General features: G+C 44.5%; 21 protein-coding genes. 9 read left to right on the forward strand and 12 right to left on the reverse strand.

Annotated elements, in window-relative coordinates; all coding sequences use genetic code 11:
• Position 1 precedes the first annotated feature (1 nt).
• From R7Q39_RS00645 to R7Q39_RS00660, 4 genes are all read right to left on the reverse strand, one after another.
• Positions 2-655: a potassium channel family protein gene (locus R7Q39_RS00645; protein WP_005375180.1), complete on the reverse strand. Its 654-nt coding sequence runs from the start codon at positions 653-655 to the stop codon at positions 2-4.
• 151 nt (positions 656-806) lie between these two features.
• Complete coding sequence (locus tag R7Q39_RS00650) at positions 807-1505, reverse strand: response regulator transcription factor (RefSeq protein WP_054576620.1); 699 nt, start codon at positions 1503-1505, stop codon at positions 807-809.
• Complete coding sequence (locus R7Q39_RS00655; RefSeq protein ID WP_054576626.1) at positions 1502-2536, reverse strand: DUF4118 domain-containing protein; 1035 nt, start codon at positions 2534-2536, stop codon at positions 1502-1504. Before R7Q39_RS00655 ends, R7Q39_RS00650 begins: the two co-directional genes overlap by 4 nt.
• Positions 2537-2773: 237 nt before the next feature.
• Positions 2774-4627, reverse strand: coding sequence for an ABC transporter ATP-binding protein (locus R7Q39_RS00660; RefSeq protein ID WP_042521744.1), 1854 nt, complete (start codon positions 4625-4627; stop codon positions 2774-2776).
• Between the two features lie 145 nt (positions 4628-4772).
• On the opposite strand from R7Q39_RS00660, the gene R7Q39_RS00665 reads away from it, so the two are divergent.
• From R7Q39_RS00665 to fhuB, 4 genes are read left to right on the forward strand one after another with little or no spacing between them, the layout of a single operon-like run.
• Positions 4773-6875 carry a TonB-dependent siderophore receptor gene (locus R7Q39_RS00665; protein WP_169644577.1) on the forward strand — a complete coding sequence of 701 codons (2103 nt, stop codon included), beginning with the start codon at positions 4773-4775 and terminating at the stop codon, positions 6873-6875.
• 51 nt (positions 6876-6926) lie between these two features.
• Entirely contained in the window at positions 6927-7712 is a 786-nt protein-coding gene (locus R7Q39_RS00670; protein ID WP_005383893.1) for an ABC transporter ATP-binding protein, read from the forward strand.
• A complete protein-coding gene (locus R7Q39_RS00675; protein ID WP_154203993.1) occupies positions 7703-8632 on the forward strand; it encodes an iron-siderophore ABC transporter substrate-binding protein in 930 nt (309 codons plus the stop codon). The genes R7Q39_RS00670 and R7Q39_RS00675 overlap by 10 nt, the downstream gene beginning before the upstream one ends.
• Positions 8629-10596 (forward strand): Fe(3+)-hydroxamate ABC transporter permease FhuB, encoded by a 1968-nt coding sequence (fhuB, locus tag R7Q39_RS00680; protein WP_318075652.1) that lies wholly within the window; start codon positions 8629-8631, stop codon positions 10594-10596. Before R7Q39_RS00675 ends, fhuB begins: the two co-directional genes overlap by 4 nt.
• Positions 10597-10691: 95 nt before the next feature.
• Here fhuB and R7Q39_RS00685 read toward each other — a convergent pair whose 3' ends face one another.
• The 8 genes from R7Q39_RS00685 to R7Q39_RS00720 form a co-directional block, all read right to left on the reverse strand.
• Positions 10692-11540, reverse strand: coding sequence for a mechanosensitive ion channel family protein (locus tag R7Q39_RS00685; protein WP_005375171.1), 849 nt, complete (start codon positions 11538-11540; stop codon positions 10692-10694).
• Positions 11541-11635: 95 nt separating this feature from the next.
• Positions 11636-12976: an HlyD family type I secretion periplasmic adaptor subunit gene (locus tag R7Q39_RS00690; RefSeq protein WP_005383906.1), complete on the reverse strand. Its 1341-nt coding sequence runs from the start codon at positions 12974-12976 to the stop codon at positions 11636-11638.
• Positions 12951-14669, reverse strand: a complete 1719-nt coding sequence (locus R7Q39_RS00695; RefSeq protein WP_213915556.1) for a type I secretion system permease/ATPase — start codon at positions 14667-14669, stop codon at positions 12951-12953. Before R7Q39_RS00695 ends, R7Q39_RS00690 begins: the two co-directional genes overlap by 26 nt.
• Positions 14670-14821: 152 nt before the next feature.
• Positions 14822-15412, reverse strand: a complete 591-nt coding sequence (locus tag R7Q39_RS00700; protein WP_005375168.1) for a calcium-binding protein — start codon at positions 15410-15412, stop codon at positions 14822-14824.
• 206 nt (positions 15413-15618) lie between these two features.
• Complete coding sequence (locus R7Q39_RS00705; protein WP_318075653.1) at positions 15619-16275, reverse strand: LuxR C-terminal-related transcriptional regulator; 657 nt, start codon at positions 16273-16275, stop codon at positions 15619-15621.
• 228 nt (positions 16276-16503) lie between these two features.
• The gene (locus tag R7Q39_RS00710; RefSeq protein WP_021707603.1) at positions 16504-17172 is read right to left on the reverse strand and encodes a LuxR C-terminal-related transcriptional regulator; all 669 of its coding nucleotides are present in this window, start codon (positions 17170-17172) and stop codon (positions 16504-16506) included.
• Between the two features lie 246 nt (positions 17173-17418).
• Positions 17419-17619 carry a restriction endonuclease subunit S gene (locus tag R7Q39_RS00715; protein WP_005375165.1) on the reverse strand — a complete coding sequence of 67 codons (201 nt, stop codon included), beginning with the start codon at positions 17617-17619 and terminating at the stop codon, positions 17419-17421.
• 56 nt (positions 17620-17675) lie between these two features.
• Positions 17676-19592, reverse strand: coding sequence for a methyl-accepting chemotaxis protein (locus tag R7Q39_RS00720; RefSeq protein ID WP_053303850.1), 1917 nt, complete (start codon positions 19590-19592; stop codon positions 17676-17678).
• 310 nt (positions 19593-19902) lie between these two features.
• Here R7Q39_RS00720 and R7Q39_RS00725 point away from each other — a divergent pair, with 310 nt between their 5' ends.
• The 5 genes from R7Q39_RS00725 to R7Q39_RS00745 form a co-directional block, all read left to right on the forward strand.
• On the forward strand, positions 19903-20859 hold the full coding sequence (locus R7Q39_RS00725) for an AAA family ATPase (protein WP_017635415.1): 957 nt from the start codon (positions 19903-19905) through the stop codon (positions 20857-20859).
• A gap of 13 nt (positions 20860-20872) precedes the next feature.
• A complete protein-coding gene (locus R7Q39_RS00730) occupies positions 20873-21799 on the forward strand; it encodes a DUF58 domain-containing protein (RefSeq protein WP_017821861.1) in 927 nt (308 codons plus the stop codon).
• 37 nt (positions 21800-21836) lie between these two features.
• Positions 21837-22313 (forward strand): DUF4381 domain-containing protein, encoded by a 477-nt coding sequence (locus R7Q39_RS00735; RefSeq protein WP_017821862.1) that lies wholly within the window; start codon positions 21837-21839, stop codon positions 22311-22313.
• The gene (locus R7Q39_RS00740) at positions 22306-23310 is read left to right on the forward strand and encodes a VWA domain-containing protein (protein ID WP_318075654.1); all 1005 of its coding nucleotides are present in this window, start codon (positions 22306-22308) and stop codon (positions 23308-23310) included. The genes R7Q39_RS00735 and R7Q39_RS00740 overlap by 8 nt, the downstream gene beginning before the upstream one ends.
• The coding region (locus R7Q39_RS00745) for a VWA domain-containing protein (protein WP_318075655.1) at positions 23303-24640 on the forward strand (1338 nt) is incomplete at its 3' end. The genes R7Q39_RS00740 and R7Q39_RS00745, both read left to right, overlap by 8 nt.

The raw sequence follows: 24640 nt of genomic DNA on the forward strand, positions 1-24640 counted from the left end.
GTTACACCAACCTTGGAGCGACGTATTTCAGCTCAGCGCGACTACCGCAAAGCAACAGCGTGTCGAACTCATTAAGCACAAACTCATCATTGATATTGGTGTAGACGGCTTCTTCGCGCTTCACCAATATCGGCTGAATGTTGTAACTACCTCGGCTGATCAACTTAGAAAGCGGTGTATCGTGCAGATTGGATTTAACGTGGATTTCCACCACATACAAACCATGCCCCATTTCCAAATAGTTATTCACCATCGGATAGTTGAGTGCCTGCGCGACTCTTACGCCCATCTCCTCTTCCGGATGAATAATGCGTTGTACACCAAGCTTAGACACGATGGTATGGTGCGCTTTGGTGCTAGCTTTGACCCAAATAGATTTCACACCCAGATTTTTCAGCGCCAGCGTACACAACAAACTGGCTTGCATGTCTTCGCCAATCGCTACCAACACCACATCACTGTTCGCTAACGCTAACTCTCTGAGTGCACCTTCGTCTGTTGCGTCACATATGACCGCTTGCGTTAACTCTTCGACGTATTTTTCGACGATTTTAGGGTCGCTATCCACCCCCGTTACGGTGTGTCCAAGATGAATAAGTTCTAAGCTGGCGGCAACGCCAAATCGCCCTAGACCAATTACTGTAAAGTGAGCCATATCAATACCTAACTGTGTTTTATGTATAGAAAATGCTAATGCGTTAAGGGTTAGACTGGTTTTCCGTCACGGAAAATAGGCAACACGAATCCTGTTCGAGTGCCGATAACCAACACTAAACCTTGGCATTAACGTTGATTAAATTTGGAATTTAGTAGTGCTTGGACGTCTCAAGCACTAAACGATAACCCAGCCCTGGCTCGGTTTTTAATAGCCGCTGTTCGTCAGCACTATCGTTCAGTTTTTTGCGTAGTTGACTCACTAACACGCGTAAGTAGTGAGTGTCTTCGACATGACTTTTTCCCCAAATCACCGCTAGCAAATGAGTTTGCTCAATGAGTTTTCCCGGCTTGAGAATCAACTGTTCAATGAAAGAAAACTCTTTCTTGGTGAGTGGAATTTCCCTCTGATCCAACCAAAATTGGTGAGTACTTTTGATGATTTTGACTCGGCCAGCCACCAGCTCATCAGCGACGGTTTGCTCATCCACCAAATCTCGAACCAGCACTTTGATGCGCGCGATGAGCTCTTTTACGCCAAAAGGCTTGCTCAAGTAATCATTCGCGCCCGCTTCTAAAAGGCGGATTTTTTCCTCTTCTTGATCGCGAGCTGTCAGCACTAGCACTGGCGTTTTATACGTCTGACGAAGCGTAGTGAGAAACTCCGCCCCATCGCCGTCGGGCAAGCCTAAATCTAGCAGAATTACGTGCGGCGAATACGCTTCGAAACACGCTTTGGCTTCTGCAATGGTACTCGCGCCAATGTAATCAAACCCTTCAGCAGACAGCGAAATTCGAATAAAGGTATGAATGCGAGGCTCATCGTCCACAACTAAAACTTTGTAACTCACGCCTGCTCTGCTCCTTGATTGAGTGGAAGTCGAATGCGGATCAGCGTCCCTTCTGATACTGGCATAGATTGAATATATCCATGGTGTGCGGTGATGATACCTTTGGCAACCGCGAGTCCCATTCCGGTGCCTGAATCGGCCGATTTGTTGTTCACACCGGAATAGAAAAGGTTGAATATTTTTTCCGCATCTTCAGCTTTGATGCCAATCCCCATGTCCCGAACATCAATCACGCACGACGAACCCTGCTTAGAAAGTGAAACCTCGACAGATTCATTCTCTGGTGAAAATCGCATGGCATTATCCAGCACATTAAAAATCGCTTGTTCGATGAGCGAACGACTTACTGACAAATAGCCAACGGCATCATCCATATTCATGGATACTTTCTCGGTGTAATTCGGCAAACGAGAAACCGCATCCCGCACAATATTCGCAATAGGCTCATCTTTTTTGGTAATTTTTAATGTGCCGTGTTGGAGCTTAGTCGCCTGTAAGAGGTTCTCTATATATTGATGCAAGCGGTGGCTTTCTGAAGTCGCACTGTCGAGCAATTCTTTGCGCTCTAAGTCATTGAGCTTGGGCATGTACTCGTTGAGTGTGGTCAGTGTTCCAATAATGGTTGCCAACGGCGTGCGTAGGTCATGGGACACCGATAGCAGGATGCTGTTTTGCAGCTTGGTTTGTTTTAATTCTCCCTGCTGGCGACGATAAAGATCCGCAAAGGTGCTGGTGATAAATGCCACCACCATAAACACGACTAAATTAAAAATGTCTTCCGGACGAAACATCTGCAAAGAGTAACGAGGCGTCGTGAAAAAGAAGTTGAAGCTCAACGCTTCGATCACCGCCGCCGCATAAGCGAATCGCGAGTTGCATTGAAACGCCACTACCACGACTGCTAACTGTAAAATCAGCAGGACTGCGGCTGTAGAGCCAAACAGTTGGTCTAACAGCCATGAGACCACAACCGCGCCAACAATCACGGTAGTAGAAAAGAGAAAGGTGTTATCTCGCCATTGAACAAACATAAAATACATCAACCAAAATTCGATGTAGAAAACTTTAGCAAAAGCCCATTCGGAGTTCGCGTAAAAAAAGCGTAAAAAATTCAATAACGACAGTGAGTTATAAACATAATCATCATTAAGTTGGCCTAACTCAATGAATAATCACAAGTTAACGTTGCCCATTAACGCCTACTTACTCGGTATAAACGACAGACACAAAAAAGAGGAGCATTTGCTCCTCTTTCGTGTAGCGTCATATTAGATGACTTGCAGTTGAGCATCACCTTGCTCAGACAAAAAACCGCCGGTTTGATGCTTCCACAACTGAGCGTAAACACCACCCAATTGCAGCAGCTCGTAATGCGAGCCTTGCTCAATGATTTTGCCGTCATCCATTACAATCAAACGATCCATCGCGGCAATCGTTGATAAACGGTGAGCAATCGCAATCACTGTTTTTCCTTCCATCAGAACTTCAAGGTTTTCTTGAATTGCCGATTCTACTTCTGAATCAAGTGCAGACGTTGCTTCATCCATGATCAAAATTGGCGCGTTTTTCAGCAGAACGCGAGCAATCGCCACACGTTGACGCTGACCACCAGACAGCTTCACACCGCGTTCACCCACTTCAACGTCATAACCAACGTTACCTTGCTCGTCTCGTAGAGATTGAATGAAATCATGAGCATGTGCTTTCTCAGCAGCTGCGATAACGGCATCCATTGAAGCATCTGGATCACCGTAAAGAATGTTCTCTTTAATTGAGCGATGTAGCAAAGAGGTGTCTTGCGTGATCATACCGATGTGTTGGCGAAGCGACTCTTGTTCAACTTGAGAAATGTCCTGTCCATCAATACAAATCTTACCGCTATTTACGTCGTAAAAGCGCAGCAACAAGTTGACCAACGTGGATTTACCTGCCCCAGAGCGACCGACAATGCCGACTTTTTCGCCCGGTTTGATAGTCAGATTCAAGTTCTCAAATACTGCCTTCTCATCACTGTAGTTAAAACCTACGTGATCAAAGCAGATCTCACCTTGAGAGATTTGCAAAGGCTTAGCATTTGGTACGTCTTTCACTTCAACATCGTTTGAAATCGTATTAATACCGTCTACTACTGTACCGATGTTTTCAAACAGTGCGCTAACTTCCCACATGATCCACTTCGACATACCTTGTACGCGCAACGCAATACTGATGGCAATCGCAATAGCACCAATTGTTACAGCGTGATCTAGCCATAGATAAACCGAAATGGCACTAATAGACATCAGCAGCAAATAGTTGATGGCATCCACACTAAACAGTAAACAAGTCACCATGCGCATTTGGCGGTAAACCGTCACCAAAAATTGCTTCATGCTGCTTTCTGCGTATTCCAACTCTCGTTGCGAGTGCGCGAATAGCTTTACGGTAGATATGTTGGTGTAAGAATCGACAATGCGCCCAGTCATTACAGAACGAGCATCCGCTTGCTCCGTCGCTACTTGTTTCATTTTAGGGATAAAGTAGAACTGGATAACCGCGTACATTCCTATCCAAATCACAATAGGCAACATTAGCAAACCATCAGCTTCGCCCATCATCCAGAGCATCGAAAGAAAATAAACGCTGATATAAACCAGTACATCCACCAGCTTCATGACCGTTTCTCGTACCGCTAACGCACTTTGCATCACTTTGGTCGCAACTCGGCCTGCAAAGTCACGCTGGAAAAATCCAACCGCTTGTTTTAGCAAGTAACGGTGAATCAACCAACGGATAGACATCGGGTAGTTACCCAATAACGTTTGGTGCATCACCATTGAGTGGACAAAACCGAGAGCTGGCATCACAACCGCCACTAAGAACAGCATCATTAGCATGCGATCACCCTGGTCTTGCCAGAATGTTGCGCGATCTTGATTAGAGAGAATATCGACGAGCTCGCCCATATAACGCAACAGCGTCACCTCAGTAATGGCAATAAGCGCACTGAACACAGCCATAACGAGTAAAGGGGCTTCAAAGCCACGAGTGTAAAAACGACAAAAGCCAAATAGCGTCTTCGGTGGCTTTTCGGTTTCCATCTGGGGAAAGGGTTGGGTCAGCTTTTCAAACCAATTGAACATAACAATGACTTTAGGTACCGCGAATGAATTTGCGAACGTTTTACTATCTTTTGATACAAAAGTCAGTAAAATACCGAAACAAAAGCTCAAATGATAATAATTACAATTAAGCTTAGCGTTAATCATAATTATCGGGAATAGATTTATGCAAAAGAATAACTCACTGACCATCGCTATCCGCAACGCGTTGGTTTGTGCTTTAGCACCTACAGCAGTGGTTGCATTCACAGCACAAGCTCAAGAAGACGTCGTACAAGATGACGTGATTGCCATGGAGACCATAACGGTCACCGCGCAAGCACTTAAAGTAGAAACCCCTGCAGCAGAAACGCCGCGCAGCGTATCTATCATTTCTGAAGATGAACTTCGTGTTCGTGCACCGAAAAAGCTAGATGAAGCATTACGCTACACGTCTGGTGTAACCGCTCAGCCTTATGGCGCAGACAACGACACTGATTGGTTCAAAGTTCGTGGATTTGATGCAGCGACTTACCTAAACGGCAACCGCCTATTCCGCGATGGTTACTACACATGGTTGGTCGAACCTTACGGCCTAGAAAGTGTAGAAGTCGTTAAAGGTCCATCGGCTATTCTGTTTGGTGAATCGGCACCAGGCGGTATCGTGAATGCTGTTCAGAAAAAACCAACGTTTACGCCTCAAGGCGAAGTAAAAGTCGAAGTTGGCAACAACCAACACCAATCCGTAGGTTTTGACATTGCTAACGAAGCAAACGACGCAGGCACTGTGCGCTATCGTTTGGTTGGCTTGATGACAAGCCAAGATGGTGAACTGGACGGCACAAATAACGAGCGTTTCTACCTAGCGCCAAGTGTCGAGTTCGACATTTCTGACCGTACAATGCTGACCGTTTTGGCAACTTACCTTCATGATGACGGTGTACCAACTAACCCATTCTTCCCGGCAGCAGGTACTCTGATTGGTTCTAACTTTGGCAAAATCGATCCTTCGACTAACCTTGGTCAGCCAAACTACGATAAATACGAACGCACGCAGTTTTCTCTAGGTTACTTACTAGAGCACGACATCAATGACATGTGGTCACTCTCGCAAAACCTCAATTACGGTTCGAATGAGTTGTACTTGCGCAGCTCTTACGCGTTCTCAAACAACGATCCAGCGAAAGAAGAGTTAACGCAAGGCATCGTATTCCGTGACGGAAAAAACCAGAGCATCACGTTCGATAACAATGCTGTCGGCAACTGGATGACAGACAACGCAGAGCACACAGTGCTTATCGGTATGGATCTGCAATTCCACAAAACCGATGGCGACGAGCAAGACAACTATGCATTTGGCACTATCAACCCGTGGAACCCAGTTTACGGCAACTTCACCCCTCTTGATCCTGCCAACAACGTGAAACGTGAGATTGAGAAATCTCAAGCAAGTCTCTATTCACAATACCAATTGAAACTGCATGAACAGTGGATTGGTAACATAGGTGCTCGTTACGACTGGGTGAAAACAGAAAACTCTGGCAAAGGCGCTACCGTTGATCAAAGTGAATCTCGTGATGATGGTCAGCTCTCTCTAAGTGCGGGTGTGATGTACCTTGCAAACAATGGCCTGTCACCTTACGCAAACTACTCTCAGTCGTTTGAAGTGATCAGCACTATTGATGCGGCAACCAATGAACTTTACAAACCGCTGGAAGGCGAGCAAGTAGAAGTGGGTGTAAAGTATGAGCCAAGCTTTATGGATGGCTTTATCAACCTTGCATGGTTCGACATCACGCAAAAGAACGCGTTGGTCACTAACCCATCAACATGGATTGCGACACAAACAGGTGAAGTGACATCTCAAGGTATTGAGCTAGAAAGCACGGCGCAGCTAACCGACGATCTAAAACTGATGGCAAGCTACACCTACACTAAAGCGAAAACAGATGAGAGCTTTGGCCAAGGTAAAAAACAAGCCGCACTTATTCCTGAGCATCAAGCGTCTGCATGGGTAGACTACAGCGCCTACAGCCTGATTCCAGGCCTCAATATCGGTACTGGTGTGCGCTACGTAGGTGAGTCAAAAGATAACCCTAAGAGCTCGAACCTAACGGTTCCTTCAGTCACTCTTTGGGATGCGTCAGTCACTTACGACATCACTTCACAGTGGCAAGCACAGCTAAACGTGAACAACATCCTAGATAAAGAGTTTGTTTCAGGTTGCGATTACTGGTGTTACTACGGCCAGTCTCGCTCTGTTATGCTAAACGCAAACTACCGCTGGTAATTGTACTTCTACTCCCCTCTATTGAGGGGAGTTTTCTCCTAAGAGCCATCCATGTTTCAACTGTCTAATATTGAGATCGTGCGAGGTGGACGTCAGATCCTCGGCATCGAACAACTTAACATCCCAACAAATGAGCTAACGGTCGTTTTAGGCCATAACGGTTCAGGTAAGTCGACACTGGTGAACCTGCTTTCTGGTCAAATGCCACCAGATAAAGGCACGGTAACACTAAACGATACTTCCCTTTCATCACTCAAAACCAAAGAGTTGGCAAAACAGATCGCCTATTTGCCACAAAAGCTGCCCTCTTCGGCTGGTTTAACGGTAGAAGAGCTAGTGCGCTTAGGTCGCTTTCCGTGGCGTGGGGCACTTGGTCGTTGGAAAACCGAAGACAAACAGATCATCACGCAGGCTATGGAACGAACAGGAGTTACACCTTTTGCTCAAGCTCTGGCGGATGACTTATCGGGCGGTGAGCGCCAACGTGCTTGGGTGTCTATGCTACTGGCTCAACAATCGCCAATTTTAATTCTCGATGAGCCAACCTCGGCGCTCGATGTTCACCATCAGTTTCAACTAATGGCGCTGCTGGCAGAGCTGAATCGAACCGAGAATGTAGGCATTATCGTGATCCTGCACGATCTGAACTTAGCACTGCGCTACGCCACCCACATTGTTGCGCTCAAAAAAGGTAAGATTGCCTTTGAAGGCAACGCCGACATGTTGTTAGACGAGGCACGCCTTTCTAAACTATATGAGTCACCAATTAAGCTGATTGAACACCCAAGCCCGGCTAACACATTAGCGAGCCAAAAGGTGGCTGTTGTATGCGCATAATAGCTCGTTTACTTACTGTGGTTACACAATCTGCTTTTCTCCTCGCATTTTTTATGACCAATGCACATGCAGTCATCACCGTTACCGATGAATATGGTGAGCATAGTTTTGAGCACGCGCCACAACGCGTTGTAGCCTTAAACTGGGACATCTTAGAACAAGTTTTGGCGCTAAACGTAGAACCAATCGCAGCCCCAAATTTACCAGGCTACCGCCAATGGGTCGTCAATCCAACTGCACCAGAGTCAATTGAAGATATTGGAACCCGAGCAGAGCCCAACTTAGAAAAAATAGCCAGTTTGAAACCAGATGTCATCCTTGCTGCGTCTCCACAGCAAGACTTGATTCCGTTACTCAAACAAATTGCTCCGGTAATCTATTTACCTAATTTTTCTGAAAATGAGGCCGCAGCTGAAACGGCCATTCGTCACTTTCGTACGCTCAGCAAGCTATTCAATAAAGAGGCACTTGCTGAACAGAAACTGGCAGAATTAGATGCTTCATTTGCGCAGATGCGCCAGCGAATTCGCCACTATTACTCTGCTCCACTCAGCGTTCTTGTGATGCGATTTTCAACCCCGAATACTGTATTACTTGCAACCGAAAACTCCACCACTGACTACGTGGTTAGAAAACTGGGATTACAGGCTCCAATTAAAGAGGACCCACGTGCGTGGGGAGTAAAGCAAGATCGAATCAATCGGCTTCAGAGCCTTCAAAACAGCTACGTTCTCTACGTACAACCTTTCCCAGAAGAACGAAAACTGAAAGAGTCGCCACTTTGGCAAGCGATGCCGTTTGTGAAAAAGCAGCGGGTAAATTCAGTCAGAGCAGTGTGGGCGTATGGCGGTGCCATGTCTTTGCAATACACCGCTGAAGCGATTACCGACAGTCTAATAGAGTTGGCACCAGAACAATGAGAACGAAACATTATATTGGTTATCTGGCGCTGATTACGTTACTTAGCGTCTTTAGCCTACAAATTGATACTAATTTATCACTTTTCGAACAATGGCAATTATTAACAAAACCAGAGGTAGCGACCGAGTTTCGTGACGTATTCTTTACGCAAGCGCAGCTTCCTAGGTTAAGTATGACCCTGCTTGTTGGTGCCATGCTTGGTCTCACCGGCAGCTTAATGCAGCAATTAACGCAGAATAACCTCACCTCGCCGTTGACTCTTGGCACCTCTTCTGGTGCTTGGCTTGCATTAGTCGTGGTAAACATTTGGTTCGTCGATTGGGTCGCCGATTACTCTGCATTAGCCGCAATGGTTGGGGCTTTAGTGGCGTTTGGCCTGATCGTATCAATTGCCGGTGTGCGTAACATGACAGGTTTGCCGCTGGTCGTTTCGGGGATGGTGATCAATATCTTGCTCGGTTCTATCGCCACAGCCATTATTATTTTAAACGCCCAGTTCGCACAGAATATTTTTATTTGGGGAGCCGGAGACCTTTCTCAATACAGCTGGGATTGGTTTGAGTGGTTATTGCCTCGCTGCGCTATCGCAATCGTAATTTTGATCGTCGCACCACGTATTCTGACCTTAATGAAACTAGGACAAGAAGGCGCAGCAGCCCGAGGCTTAGCGGTATTACCCGCGTTTGGTGCGTTAATGGTGATGGGTATTTGGCTGGTATCTGCCTCAATCACCGCAGTTGGCATTATCAGCTTCATCGGATTACTGACACCCAATATTGCCAGAGCGATGGGGGCAAGAACACCGCGCGACGAATTGATCAGCAGCATGCTTTTGGGCGCAATGCTACTAATCATCACAGACTCTGCCGCTATCTCGCTGAGCTTATGGTTAGAGGAAACCATTCCTAGCGGCGTAGCGGCTGCAGCTATTGGCGCTCCCGCTTTAATTTGGTTTACTCGTAAAAAGCTGACGGCAACCGATCAACTTAACCTTTCAATGAGCCAAGGAAAAACGGCGCTTTCTAAACGCGCGGTATGCAGCATTGCGCTATTCAGTCTGGTTGGGATTCTAGCTTACTCATTCGTTACCCATGGTATAAACGGAATTCAATGGTCTGTGCCAGGTGAGTTCCAATGGCAATTGCGTTGGCCGCGAATGTTAACCGCACTTTCTGTCGGTATTGCGCTATCCGTTGCCGGAATCATTTTGCAACGCATTGTTTATAACCCTCTGGCAAGTCCCGATATTCTCGGTGTGTCTTCCGGAGCCACGTTTGCCATTATTACGACAGGAGTCATCGCTGGGTCGCTTCTCTCCGCATTTAGCTGGGGTATCGCTTTTTTCGGAAGTATGTCCGTATTGATGTTATTGCTGATTATCGGAAAACGAAGCCATTTTAATCCATCTAACTTCGTGTTGTCCGGTATCGCACTAACGGCACTATTAGAAGCCCTCGTTCAATTTTCGCTAGCTCAAGGCTCAGGTGACAGTTACAAAATTTTATTGTGGCTAACTGGTTCTATTTATCGAGTCACAGCCGACACCGCACTGATGCTATGTTTGGCCATAATAGTTCTGCTTGCCGCTGTATTCTCGATTTCTCGTTGGCTAACACTAATTTCCATCGGGCGACAATTCTCAAATGCACGAGGGCTTAACCCTACCGTAGCCAATACGCTTATGCTCACCATCGTTGCTTTGTTATGCGCCTTTTCTACCGCTACAGTTGGTCCAATATCTTTTGTTGGCTTGGTCGCTCCCCATATGGCGATGATGTTAGGAGCAAGAAAAGTGAAAGAGCAACTGTGTGTCGGTGCCTTAATTGGCGCAACCCTAATGTTGTGGGCAGATTGGCTAGGACAAATCGCTATTTATCCAAGTCAGGTCGCAGCTGGCACGTTGGTCGCTATTATAGGCAGCACTTACTTCCTATTTTTAATGCTGAAGAGTAAATTCAGCTAAGTTGGGAATATTGTTACAGCCTAAAAATACGCTAAGAAAAACAAACCCCGCTATTTTGATAGCGGGGTTTAAAATTAAAGGCGAAGTACGATGCTCTATTCTTCTCGCACTACAGGAAAACGTTGCTCATAAAGTTCCATAAAGTCCTTACGAATTAAGTGCTCTAAGTGGTTCGCTTTATCGGTTGGGCAGAAAATCATCACGTGCAGAATTTGTTCACCATTAATGTTACTAGAAATATGCATATGTGGCTCAGAACCAGGAAGGTCAACACCGGCATGTTTTTCAATCATCGCATTGTAACGATGTGCAACATCAGCAAAGTAACTGCAATGTTCTTCAATTTTATCAGTTAAAATCGGTAGCAGTGGATACAAATTGACGAAGTCTTTCACCACTACAGAAAAGTTGTGGTAAACGTACCGCTTCATGAAGTTGAGGTTCTTTACTGGATAGGTAAAGAACATACTATTAGGCAATGTCGCTGTTTTGCCGGTGTAATGATATTGCCCATGATGCAGGTCGATCTCTTGAATCACCGTCGCCATCATATTGTGCTCAATCACTTCACCGCATAACTTCCCGACCTCAATCCAGTCTCCAACGCGAAAAGAACGCGAACTTGCTCTTTGAATCGAACCCGTAAAACACAAAATGATTTCTTTGGATGCCACTACAATGGCAACGGCAATCGCCGTTACACTCAGAGCAAACTCGTTAATTTCTGATTGCCATAAAATAAATAAAATCAGTAATGTAACAGCAAAGGTGCCATTTTTAGTTCTGGACATCCAACTACGCTGATCTTCTGAGAGAAAAGCGTGATCACCACGAATCATCGATAAAATTGCACGACGAATTAACCACATAATCGCAAAGATCAGTGCGGTAAAAATCAATTTATGAGTGAGAAGAAAATCGACAACTAACTGCACTTTCTCCATTCCACGGCTCCCTCGAATAAAAATACGGCCCAGTAACAGCTAACGATAACAAATTATTTTGTCTGTTGTCCGTGCTCACTCAAGTCTTTTTGAAATTACTCCTCTCTGAAGGCGCGATTCATGCTTTCTGTAATTGGCTTTATTAGGTAGCTCAATGGCGTTCGTGGCTCAGATAAAATAAGCACTTCGGCATTCATGCCTGAGGTTAAACGATGTTTTGTCACATCTTCCGGTGAAATTGCAATTCTAGCGAGATAGAAATCTTCTTGGTTTTCTTGCGAGAGCTTATCGGCAGAAATCGTCAGCACAGTACCGTCTAAAGGTGCCAACGTCCGTGCATTCAGAGCGGTCAGACGAACATGCGCTTGCTGGCCTGGATTCACTAAATCAATATCCTGAGGATTAACACGAGCCTCGACTAACAACTTATCGTCTTGCGGGACCAGTTCTAGTAACGTTTCACCCGAGCCAATCACACCTTTTTCGGTAAACACTTGCATGTTGACTACGCGACCAGAAATAGGTGCGTTGATCGTTGTTCTTGCGACAATATCTTGAGCGGAGCGATATTCTTCCCGAATTGCGACAATTTCCGTTTTGGTATTTCGTAGTTCCTCGACAATCTCATTCAGCCTTTCAAGCTTCAACTCTTCAATTTGCGCTAGGTTCTCATCTAACCTTTTTCTAACGGTGAGCGACTGCCTATCTAACTGGCTTAAGGTACTTCTCACCTCCGCTGCTAAGCGCTTGAGTTGAAGTAAAGTAGATTTTCCCGAGAAACCTTTTTGCACCAAGGCTTGGTTGCTGTCTATTTCTTCAGCAATAAAGTTGAGCCGTTCCGTCTCAATCACTTTGGTTTGCTGAAGGTTTTCAAGCTCTAAGTTTGCTCCAGAAATACTCTGCTCAATGATACTCAGTTTACTATCAAAGAATCGCTTTCTCGCTTCAAAGATCTTGTTTTGAACCAGTTGTGCTTCTTGTACGATATCGACACGGGGAATGCTTTCAAGATCATCAGACCATACAATCGTTGGAAGCTCATCAAGCTCCGCACTTAAACGGTTTTCCTTTGCTAGAGTATGGATAAAACGACCACTTAACGAATCCAACTTAGCCATAGCTTGACGCTTAGAAAGTTGAATTAATAACTGACCTTTTTCGACTAAATCCCCTTCCTGTACATATAGCTTTTCAATAATACCGCCTTCTAAATGCTGAATTTCTTGTCTCTTAGTGAGAACAGACAAATCACCATAAGCAATCGCTGCACTTTCTAATTTGGCTGTTGCAGCCCAGTAGCCAAGGCCTCCAAGAAAAACACTTAAGGTCACCACACCAAGTAAAATTGGTTTTCGAAAGCTTAGTCTCGCTTTGGGGCTAAAACGGTATACGATCTCGGTAGAACTCTGATTAACGGTTGGCAGTTGATTGCTCATTTCTTACCCTTGGGATATCTGTTCTTTCTTCGCCCATCAAACGTTTTAATACTTCATCTTTAGCGCCGTATAACTTGACTCGGCCGTCAGCCAAATACAACAGCCTATCCATTTGTCGTAACGTACTCGGATTGTGGGCAATGACGATAATCGTTGTACTCTGTGCTTTTAAATGGGCAATCAAACGTTGATACGCAGCCTCTCCCTCACCATCGAGGTTGGCATTCGCTTCATCGAAAATCACAATAGATGGGTCGCCATAAACGGCTCTTGCAAGAGCGATTCTCTGCCTTTCCCCCCCAGATAAACCACGGCCATTTTCACCAATAATGCAATCATAGCCTTTGTTTTTCTTGAGTATTAATTCATGACATCCTGCTAGTTGCGCCGCCTTGATGACTTTAGCCGGGTCTTCTTCTTTAAAGCGCGCGATGTTCTCTCGAATTGTGCCAGGAAATAACTCCACCTCTTGAGCGAGATACCCAAAATGCACGCCGCGATCTTCAGATGCCCATACGGAGACTTCCATTCCATCAAGAGTCACTTTACCCGCTAATGGCTTAACCGTACCTAATAACAGCCGAGCAAACGTCGATTTACCCGTACCAGAAGGGCCAATCACCCCAACAGCAACACCCGAAGGAATCGATAAGCTGATCGATGAGAGCACTGGTTCGGTTGCTCCAGGATGGCGATAGGCCAGTCCGGTAAGCTCATAGTGTCCTTTTGGTTTAGGCAGTGGCATATCTGATTCATCTTGGCGTACGATCGCATCGATTTCTTTCAACCTTTTATAGGCGCCTTTAGCAGACATCGCGCTTCGCCACGTGCCTATCGCCTGCTCCATCGGCGATAATGCCCGACTCATTAATATGGAGCTCGCGATCATCGCCCCTGCCGTGATTTCATGTTGGATTACTAACCATGCACCACCTCCCAGCAAAAATATCTGTAGTGATCCACGCACAAACTTAGAAAAGTTAGCCATGTAGATGGACTTACCTGCAACTCGCTCTTCAAGCACATTCACTTCACTCACGCGCGACTGCCACTTCTCTAAAAATGCATTCATCATCCCCATTGCGAGAATTGAATTGGAGTTTTGCGTGGCTAATTCAGCGTTGTTGATATGAGAAATCGCTCTGACTTCGCTCTCTTGCATTGTTTTACGCGTCATCAGCTCATTAAGTAGACCTAGGCTAAACAATACGATAGATCCAAGTAACGCGATGTGACCTAGTATCGGGTGCAATAAATACACAAATAAAATAAACAGCGGTGTCCAGGGCGCATCCAACAGTGGGTAAGGTGCTTGACTGCTCAAAAAGCTTTTGATGTTCTGAATGTCTCTCAGAGTTTGCGAGGTATAACTCTTCCCGGTATGTGATTGATATTGAATCGTGCGCTTGAGCATGAAAGCGGAGAGTTTTGTATCCATCCAATAACCAAAAGATTTACTCATTTGTGCTCGTGCAATGTCGATGATGGACATGGTTAACAGCGCGACAATTACGATGACAGTGAGCAAGAATAAAGTATCGGTTGAGTAGGAGGATATCACTCGGTTGTACACTTGAAGCATGTACAACGGAATCGAGAGAACCAATAAGTTGATAAGAAGGCTAAAAACGATCAGCAAGCCCGCAAGCGTGCATAGTTTTTGTTTCACTTCTTTGAAAACCGTTTTTTGCACGACTACTTCCGTTTAACGTGAAAATTGTAGGCGCCAGAAATACTAGCGCCTAGCTTAAGGTAACCTCAAATCGCTCTAGAGTGTCCGATTAGTGCACCTCAGCATGGCAGAGCCACGCAAACTAATTCCCATCCAGAGTTATTTTCAGTCGTTTAGATTACGAACAGATCAGCACCATAGGTGTTGATGTCAGTTTCAGTCACGCCAATAAGTTTCACTGTTAGATCAGCCCCATCGGTAAACACTGCATTCCCAACTGCATCGTAGCTAAAGCTTAAATCACCAAAGTCTGTGACAGAGTCGCTAATGATGTGCAAAGAGTCTTCACCAATGGTGAAATCAACAACTTTGGCTTCGCCATGGCCACCAAACTTATCCGTGAACACAAACTTATCGCCATTGCTGCCGCCAACTAAAACGTTGTCACCAGAACCAGCAACAAGAATATCTTCACCGACACCACCATTTAATTTATTGTCGCCCAGCAAACCCAACAGCAAGTCATTACCGGTACCACCGCCGAGGTAGTCGTTTCCTGTACCAGCCCTAAGGATGTCATCTCCAGCACCACCAGTTAGGCGATCATCGCCGTCGCCGCCGATCACATAATCATTACCGCCACCGCCAACAAACGAGTCATTACCACCAAAACCGATAAACAAATCATCGCCGCCATCGAAATCAGCAAATTGGTTATTTACACCTGCATCGCCTAAATACGTGTCATTGTCACTTGCGCTCATTTTTATTCCCTCTTAGCTTATTAATTGAATAGACCTTCTGTTCCACGTCTGACTAGATTCGTCACGACATGAGAAGTCTAATAGTCAACTGAATAGGAATAAGTTTGAATATGGGATGATATTTCAGACTGACATTTTAATAATAAATATAAAATTTAGTACTTTATAGAGTATTTTCTTTTTATTACAGCAAGTTAATACTAGTACTACAGGTTTCTCTTAGCCCAACTTGTAGCTTGCGTACGGTTCTTTACTTCTAACTTTCTAAAAATATTGTATAGATGTGATTTAATAGTATGCTCGCTGATAAATAAATAATCAGCGATTTCCATATTTGAACCACCTTCTTTCAACATTTTTAAAACCTGAACTTCACGCCGAGTAAGCTCAACCTCAATAGCAGGTTCGATAATGTTATTTGCTTCTCTACCTCGATAATAATTTACTAGCTGATCAAGTAATCTTCGAGACAGCCAGTTATCCCCTTTTATTATTGCTTTTAATCCCTGACAAACCTTGTCCATTGAATCTCCTGGACCAAATATACCTTTTACATGAGGCCAAGAAGCGAGTTCTTCTGTGTCTAAGTCATAACCTAGATTAAGCATTATGGTTCCTAGCACTTTATTACTATCTTTTAAATAAACTAAAGTTTCGGAAGGAATCTCAACTGAAAAATCAACAAGCAAAAAGTAGCGTTCCGGAATGAGTTCATGATAGCTAGGGTTTTTAGTATCAATGATCGTTATTTTAGTTTCTGTATTTTTAGAAAGCATTTCCTTAAAGTTTTCACTCTGTAAACTTTGTTGAGTGAGCATTAGGATTTCAGGCTTTTCCATATACTGTTCCATAATGTTTCTCATACTTTCAGTGACTTAACATTCTTAAATTAGTAGTTAATCGTCAGCACTTAGTTTGATATGTAAGTGCTAGTTCACAGAGTAAAGTTATTTGCTACTTTTTTAAATTCTAAAGTTATTAAAAAGAGAATCAAAAAAAGTGTTTCTCATAAAAGAAACACTTTTAACACATTCAGGTCACAGAAATTATTAAGAGTTTACTAAATTAGGCAACCTAATATTGCAATAGCATTACACCGTTAACGAGTTGTCTGAAATATTTTCCTTTGCCCAAATAAGTGCTTGAACTCTATTTTTCACATCAATCTTCTTGAAAATATTATGTAAATGCGTTTTTACCGTATTCTCGCTGACAAATAATTGTTCGGCGATTTGTTGATTGGACGCCCCCATGGAAAGAAAGGTAATTATTTGTTGCTCTCGTTTGGTCAGAATAGCGGAAACATTCTTATTTATAGGTTTGCAATGTCGACGAAGGTAAGTAATGTACTGCTGAGAAAACTTACGGCTGAACCACATATCTCCTTGAAGCACCTTACCAATACCAACTTGCAACGTTTTTATATCATCAGAGGTATAGAAAATACCGGCCAAAGTACGCCAAGCAAAGAGATCTTCTGTCGATATGGATTGCTCACAATTAATTAAGATTTCAAGCGTGTCTTTCTGCTTGGCGGCTTTAAACTCCGCATAACGGCGAAAAATTTCATCCGTGATCACGCTGCAATCAACAATAATGGCTGATGCAAGAGATTCATGTAACACTCCGTGAATCAGATTATCTGGCGTGATTAGAGCAACACTAATACCGAGTTTGGTCTCCAATACATCTTTCAACAGAGATGACTGTAGACTTCCCTCCGTGATTAAAATAACGTTTCTTTTTTTTTGCTGCTCCATCCTGATCGCATTCCCTTGGTCGTTTTTATTGAAATACGCAATAGATTTAGATAGAGCGGTAGTATTGTCAAGTATGAAAATCACTAGTACTAATTAATAACTCATTGAAGTGTCAATAATTTTTAAGTGGCAAGTATATGAGAGGTATTAGCATTTTTCAGACATTAAAAAAGGGAGTATAAACTCCCTTTTTGTGTTTGAGCAGGTGATTTAATCACGCACGTTAGAGGCAAAACACCACCTAACTTAGTGGATTGGAACTGCGTTTTTTTGGTTAAACTTACCAAAGTGTTGTTCTAACACTTCTGGCGTCAGCTTACCTTCCGCTTCCAGCTTTTTCAGCTCAGCGACGATCGCTTTTTGCTCTTCTAGCGACGGCAGTTTTACTTCTGGCTCCTGAGCGGTTTCTTGAGAAATTTGCTCTAGTTCTTTTTCGAAGTCATTCATAGTACTTACCTAAAATTAATGATTGAACTTTTAAACTTCGCCTATTCTATCCAACTCTATAACTTGAAGCTACCAACCATCTTGTCTAAACGAGAAGAGAGCGCTTGAAGATCGCGACTTGCATCCGCCAACTCTTCTGCTGTCGCGGTTGTCATTTCATTTATCGCGTTGATTTCTTCGATATTTTGATTAATGGTATGCACCACCGTGGATTGCTCTTCCGTCGCCGTTGCAACTTGTGTATTACGATCAGAGATGTCGGTGATTCGTTCAGAAATACTGATTAATACCTCGACTGCTTCATCGGTAGAAGTAACCCCTTCTATGGTGACCGCTTTGCCCGCTTCCATAGCATTTACCGCGTCTTGTGCGTCACTTTGAAGCTGATTGATCATGCGCTGAATCTCTTCTGTAGAATCAGCCGTGCGTGAAGCTAGGTTTCTTACCTCATCAGCAACAACCGCAAAACCACGTCCCTGCTCACCAGCACGAGCAGCCTCAATTGCAGCGTTTAGCGCAAGTAAATTCGTTTGCTCAGAGATGTCACGAATTACACCCAGAATCGAGCCAATATCTTTGGTTGTCGATGCCAACTGCGTAACAACAATATTGGTTGTTTCAACATCATCGGCTAGGCGGCTGATCACCTCTTTTGCTTTCATCACAACTTCTCGACCAGTTTGAGTGTTATCTGAAGCCTGATTTGCCGTATCAGCAGCGGTAGCAGCGTTCGATGCAATTTCACTGATGGTCGCACCCATTTGGTTGATAGCTGCAACTACTTGAATGGTTTGATCACGCTGCTCTTGGCTGTTGTCGTGTGTGGATGTTGCTTTCGTTGACACACTTTCTGCCGCTTGACTTAATGAGCCACTGGTTAAGGCAACCTCTTTCATCGTGGCATGAATCTTCTCAATAAATCCATTAAAGCCTTTTGAAAGCTGAGCAATTTCATCATTACCCTTAATTTCAATACGCTGCGCCAAATCGCCTTCACCTTGCCCAAGGTCGGTAAAACGATCGGCAATCAGTCGGATTGGTTTCGTAATGCTGTTTGCCAACCATACGCCCATGAGGATGAATACAACGGCAACAATGATGGTCGTAAACAGCATTTTTTTAGCTGTCGCATTCAGGTCTGCGAATACTTCATCAACGGGAACCACGCCAATAACAAACCAGTTCATTGAAGGAACATACAAACTAGAAACAAAAGTATCCTGCCCTTCAAACTCCACATTAATTAGGTTGAAGCTATTTTTGTTCAACAGCGCACTTGCGTCACTACCAAATAGTTTAGTGATAGAAGTTTGGTTCTTACCTTGTTGGCGGTGTATTTGAATCTGGCCTTGTTCATTAGTGAGGAACACGTAACCCGTATCTTCAATTTTAAACCCATTGAGCAAAGCAACCATGTCTCCCATAGATTTAGAGAGACCTGACATTGATGTACCATTAAGATCTTGGAAATTGGCAAACATTTTCACTTCGCCATTTGCCTCTTGGAACACACTCACGGACGTTTCTTGACCAGACGACGTAAATCCAAAGAACCAAGCATCTTGCGTTCGGTTAAGTTGACGTAAGAATCCGTTTTGATTCCAGTAATATGCCGTTTGACGATTCGCTACCGACGCATCATTAAGACCATACTGTGATTTAACGTTATTGAGCTGCTGAACCAACTGAACTTCTACTGACGGATCACGGTCTGTATTAGATAGGGCTTCAACAATAAATTCGTTTGTAGCCAGCTGTTTTGCCGCTTGTTGCATTTCGACAACTTCGCGGTCAATTTCGGTATTGATTTGCTGCAACATCGCAGGTAGCTCGATGTCAATAAGACGATGGCTCAATACATCTCTCGCATGACGCTGAGCCATAACACCAACAATGATTGTTGATGCTAGAACAGCAAACGTAATGCCAAGTACAACCTTCTGTTTGATGCTCAAGGAATGAAGTTTCAACATATTCGGACCTTTTAAAAGAATCACTTGTTATTGGCCCCACAAGGGGAATCAGGTGCATATCTCATGACACGCACACCACGGAATCTTTATCGGCTCATATGTACAAAACTAGAGGCATTTCTCATTATATTATGAAAAATAAATGTAACACACTGTCAAATAAGCACTTTCAGAGATAGCACGTACTTGCAATTCTCTGTAGCGTCCCAATATTGAAAAGATAAATTGCAATAGAGCGTTGGAACTTTTTTCACATGGAAAATGACCAATACTCAACACGAAAATCATATGGATACCGAGAGTCCAAAGCATGCATAAATCTAACTTCGAAACTCTTCAGCAATACTTAGAGTCGCAGATCATCGGACAGCAAGATCTGGTAAAGCAACTGCTTGTTGCGCTTCTTGCGGATGGGCATATTTTAGTTGAAGGCCCTCCTGGGTTAGCAAAAACCCGTGCAGTAAAATCACTCTCAGACTGTGTTGAAGGCGACTTCCACCGCATTCAGTTCACCCCTGATTTGCTGCCAGCCGATTTAACCGGCACCGATATCTTCCGTCCCGAAACCGGAGAATTCACTTTCCAATCAGGTCCTATCTTCAACTCGCTTATTCTTGCGGATGAGATAAACCGTGCACCAGCCAAAGTACAAGCGGCAATGCTTGAAGCAATGGCAGAGAAACAAGTCACAGCAGGTCGTCATACCTACCCGCTGCCAGAGTTGTTTTTGGTTATGGCAACTCAAAACCCGATAGAGCAAGAAGGGACCTACCCCCTTCCTGAAGCGCAGCTAGACCGCTTTTTATTGCATTTAGAAGTGGAATACCCAGATGCGGAGCATGAGCTATCTATCTTGCGTATTAACCGCGGAGAAGCAAAAGGCGAAGCAAAGGTTGAACGCCCAATGTTAAGCCAACAAGATATATTCACCGCACGTAAAGAAGTGTTGGATATTCATATGGCAGAAACGATAGAGCAGTACATCGTCCGTTTAGTTATGGCGACACGTCAAGCCAACAAATATGACACTGAGTTGGACAAATGGTTGTCAATGGGTGTGAGTCCGCGTGCTACCATCGCTCTTGATCGCTGTGCACGTGCGCACGCTTGGCTTGCTGGTCGTGATTTTGTCTCTCCGGAAGATGTTCAAACCATGGCTTATCCGGTACTGCGCCACCGTTTATTGTTGAGTTACCACGCTCAAGCTGAAGGCATTACGGCAAACCAGGTCATCGATAAACTGCTAAACCTTGTTGGCAGTGCATAAACGAGTGAGTGATATGTCCGCTACACATTCATTACCACCTCATGCGAATGGGGTGACATTAACCCTTGAAGAGCTGCTCCAATATCGCACTCAATCTGTACGTTGGTTACCACCAGCACAGAGTCTCTGGTCGCAGATGAGTGGTAACCATACCAGTCGCCAAAAAGGGCGAGGTATGGATTTTATGGAGGTGCGCCAATATCAACCTGGCGACGATATTCGCAGCATTGATTGGCGAGTCACCGCTAGGACCGGTAAAGCACATACGAAGTTGTTTGCAGAAGATAAAGAGCAAGCGGTCATTCTTTATCTTGATCTAAGTTCTAGTCTACATTTTGGATCTAAGTATGTACTCAAATCCGTTCAATTGGCCCACTTTGCCAGTGTTCTAATTTGGCTAACTCTAGCTAAAAAAGATCGCATCGGCGCAGTGATTGATGACGGACATCAATGTCTTGAATTTCGCCCCTCTTCTTTACAAAGACAAGGGCTGCGGATTCTTAACGCCATAGTCGACATACATAATGCGCAAGTAACTCGTACTGCAAGCAACGACACTCGTACACTGCCGTATGCACAAGTATTGGAGACACTTCATACGCTCACCCCAAAAGGCAGCGAATTGATTATGCTCAGTGATTTTGCCCACGTAATACCAACGGAACTGGCACAACTACGTCGACTCAAACAACACAATAGCGTAAGGGCTGTTCAGTTTTATGATCCGTTAGAAAGAGGCGAAACAGACTTTAGAGGTCAAGTGAAAGCTTCGGATGGGCTGCATAGTCAATGGTTTAACTTTGGCTCTAAAGGACAACGAAGAGAACTCGAAAGCCATTTTACCCAACATCAAGAAACCATTAAGCAGCAATGCCATTCAATAGCAATTCCATTTAACACGCTATCAAGTGGCTGGCCCTTAATTTCACAATTAAGCTAACAAACTGACAAGCAGTATTTATTAAGCAGTAATAATAATGACAACAAACAACCAAAGCCTAGACCTTGAACCTTTGATTTTGCCAAACGCACCGGATTGGTTTCCGCTCGCTTGGGGATGGTGGGTGGTGCTTGCAGCCACCTTGCTCTTCGTTTTCGGCATTTGTCTTTATGTGAGATGGCGTAAAAAACACTTACGCGCAAAAAAGACAGCATTAACACTTTTAACTCAACCTACCGCGCCTCATACCCCCTCTTCTGCTCTGGAAATATTGCGCCAGGCAGCATTGAGTTACTTTCCGCGTGAAGAGATCGCACCATTAACCGGAATCGCTTGGTATGAATTTCTCGATAGCCATACCAAAGAAAGTCGATTCGTAGACAAACAACATCAATGGCAAGAAGCGTTGTATCAGAATTCTTCCCAAGGGCAGCATCAAAGCTTGGTAGACGATTGTGTCTTTTGGATAACCTACGCTTTGCCACCAAAGAAAAAGGCAAATAACCGTGACTGAGCAAACACTCATAACCGATCTTGCCCAATGGCTAAACATCGAATTTGTCTGGTGGTGGGCACTGTTTTTGTTGCCCATCCCCTGGCTGGTATACAAGTTCCTGCCACAAGAATCTCAACAAGCCGAGATCAAATTGGCGTACTTACCGACTAATGAGAATAGCAGCAAACCTAAGCAAGCGCTGCAAAAAGCGCTTTCAATCGCGATCTGGGGCCTTCTTGTCGTCGCTTGTGCACGTCCAGTTTGGTTTGGTGATCCCGTTGAATTCCAACCCAAATATCGGGACTTGATGTTAGTCGTCGATCTGTCCGGTTCGATGCAGCAGGAAGACATGGAACTCAACGGCGAATATATCGATCGCCTCACAGCAGTCAAAAAAGTTCTGTCTGATTTCGTAGCAAAGAGAAAAGGTGACCGTCTCGGAGTTGTTTTGTTTGGCGACCATGCTTATTTGCAAACACCACTCACTGCAGACCGAAAAAGCGTCATGCAACAGATTAATCAAACCGTCATCGGTTTGGTTGGTCAACGAACCGCCATTGGTGATGGTATTGGTTTAGGCACAAAAACCTTTGTAGACAGTGATGCTCCCCAACGAGTCATGATTTTGCTCAGTGACGGCAACAATACTGCAGGGGTGCTCGAGCCGCTAGAAGCAGCGGAAATTGCGAAAAAATACAACGCCACTATTTACACCGTGGGCGTGGGCGCTGGTGAAATGATGGTGAAAGAGTTTTTCATGACTCGCAAAGTCAACACCGCAGCCGACTTAGATGAACAAACACTGACTAAAGTGGCAGAGGTGACAGGTGGACAATATTTTCGAGCGCGAGATACGGAAGAGCTCGAAAAGATTTATGACACAATCAACCAGCTAGAACCCGTATCTAGCGACACACAAACTTGGCGCCCACAGTCTGAATGGTTTCCATATCCATTAAGCGCTGCATTTGTATTATCGGTATTGTTATTCCTATTAAGGAGAAAACATGGCTGAGTTTATTTTCCTCAATCCTTATTGGCTTTTGGGGCTCATCGTGATCCCTATAGCACTCTTGCTTAATCACAAATTTAGAGCCCAAAAGTCCACACTGATTGCCCCTCACCTATCGCGGATGCTCGGACAAAACACGCAGTCTAAGCATTACTTCACTCTATGGGGTTTAGCTTGGGCAATAACTTGCATTTCATTAGCGGGGCCAAGCTGGCAGTCCAATGCTCGACCAAGCTTTGAGTTAAACCAAAACCGTATCTTGGTACTTGATATGTCTCGCTCTATGTTTGCTACAGACATCAAACCCAATCGGCTAGCACAAACACGTTATAAGGCGCTCGATTTGCTGCCAAAATGGAAAGAGGGAGCCACTGGACTTATTGCTTACGCTGGCGATGCCTATAACTTAAGTCCACTGACAACTGATTCCAGTACGCTTGCGGGCATTATCGAAAATTTGTCACCAGAGCTGATGCCTTTTCAAGGAGCAAACCTGCCTGCCGCGATTGAACTTGCGATCAACCAGTTTTCTCAAGCCGGCACGCAACAAGGCGATATCATCGTGTTAGCGGATGATCTTGATACGTCAGAGCTGTCTCGCGCGTTAGATTTAGTCCAAGGTACAAAGTTTCGCATTTCTGTTCTTGCCGTCGGGACTCCTAACGGTGCACCTATCGCGCTGCCCGACGGCTCTCTGCTAAAAACGGCACAAGGCACAACCGTCGTAGCGAAAACAAATCTGAAAAATCTACAAACGCTAGCGAATAAGACTGGTGGCCTATTTGTTCCTATTCAACACACCAACCGTGACGTTGAAAACATCGCGGCCTTTACCAATAACATTGGTAGCCAGCTTTCTGCGACCCAAAGCGAAGAAGTTAAAACTGATTCTCGTCTCAACAGTGGCTTTTGGTTACTGCCGTTGTTACTTCTTCCTGCGGCTTTACTGTTTCGACGCGGCCTGATTTGGATGGTAGTTGCGACTGTAGTCCCAGTAACGTGGACACCGCATGCAGAAGCTAATCCGTTCTTAAATGCCGACCAACAAGGAGCGGAACTCTACAAGCAAGGTGAGTATGAACAGGCGCAAAACCTATTTACAAACCCAAGCTGGAAAGGAGCCGCCAGTTATCAAAAAGGTGACTACGAAGCCGCTATCGAAGCATTTTCTCATGATGCCTCCCTTAACGGCCGCTATAACCTCGCCAACTCGCTCGCTCAAAATGGTCAATTAGAAGATGCGGCTGATTTGTATAAAAAACTGCTAGAGGAAAAGCCTAACTTTGAAGCCGCGAAGAAAAACCTATCGGTTGTAGAAGAAAAGCTAAAACAG

Origin of the sequence: Vibrio sp. 947 (genome assembly GCF_033339115.1) — a bacterium.
GTDB lineage: Bacteria > Pseudomonadota > Gammaproteobacteria > Enterobacterales > Vibrionaceae > Vibrio > Vibrio alginolyticus.

Excerpts from the sequence above, each read along its gene's own strand:
- R7Q39_RS00675 (WP_154203993.1), top strand. The coding sequence starts at position 7,703 with ATGCGCATAATAGCTCGTTTACTTACTGTGGTTACACAATCTGCTTTT.
- R7Q39_RS00725 (WP_017635415.1), top strand. The coding sequence starts at position 19,903 with ATGCATAAATCTAACTTCGAAACTCTTCAGCAATACTTAGAGTCGCAG.
- R7Q39_RS00665 (WP_169644577.1), top strand. The coding sequence starts at position 4,773 with ATGCAAAAGAATAACTCACTGACCATCGCTATCCGCAACGCGTTGGTT.
- R7Q39_RS00685 (WP_005375171.1), bottom strand. The coding sequence starts at position 11,540 with ATGGAGAAAGTGCAGTTAGTTGTCGATTTTCTTCTCACTCATAAATTG.
- R7Q39_RS00690 (WP_005383906.1), bottom strand. The coding sequence starts at position 12,976 with ATGAGCAATCAACTGCCAACCGTTAATCAGAGTTCTACCGAGATCGTA.
- R7Q39_RS00715 (WP_005375165.1), bottom strand. The coding sequence starts at position 17,619 with ATGAATGACTTCGAAAAAGAACTAGAGCAAATTTCTCAAGAAACCGCT.
- R7Q39_RS00705 (WP_318075653.1), bottom strand. The coding sequence starts at position 16,275 with ATGAGAAACATTATGGAACAGTATATGGAAAAGCCTGAAATCCTAATG.
- fhuB (WP_318075652.1), top strand. The coding sequence starts at position 8,629 with ATGAGAACGAAACATTATATTGGTTATCTGGCGCTGATTACGTTACTT.
- R7Q39_RS00710 (WP_021707603.1), bottom strand. The coding sequence starts at position 17,172 with ATGGAGCAGCAAAAAAAAAGAAACGTTATTTTAATCACGGAGGGAAGT.
- R7Q39_RS00655 (WP_054576626.1), bottom strand. The coding sequence starts at position 2,536 with ATGTTTGTTCAATGGCGAGATAACACCTTTCTCTTTTCTACTACCGTG.
- R7Q39_RS00645 (WP_005375180.1), bottom strand. The coding sequence starts at position 655 with ATGGCTCACTTTACAGTAATTGGTCTAGGGCGATTTGGCGTTGCCGCC.
- R7Q39_RS00730 (WP_017821861.1), top strand. The coding sequence starts at position 20,873 with ATGTCCGCTACACATTCATTACCACCTCATGCGAATGGGGTGACATTA.
- R7Q39_RS00735 (WP_017821862.1), top strand. The coding sequence starts at position 21,837 with ATGACAACAAACAACCAAAGCCTAGACCTTGAACCTTTGATTTTGCCA.
- R7Q39_RS00700 (WP_005375168.1), bottom strand. The coding sequence starts at position 15,412 with ATGAGCGCAAGTGACAATGACACGTATTTAGGCGATGCAGGTGTAAAT.
- R7Q39_RS00670 (WP_005383893.1), top strand. The coding sequence starts at position 6,927 with ATGTTTCAACTGTCTAATATTGAGATCGTGCGAGGTGGACGTCAGATC.
- R7Q39_RS00720 (WP_053303850.1), bottom strand. The coding sequence starts at position 19,592 with ATGTTGAAACTTCATTCCTTGAGCATCAAACAGAAGGTTGTACTTGGC.
- R7Q39_RS00660 (WP_042521744.1), bottom strand. The coding sequence starts at position 4,627 with ATGTTCAATTGGTTTGAAAAGCTGACCCAACCCTTTCCCCAGATGGAA.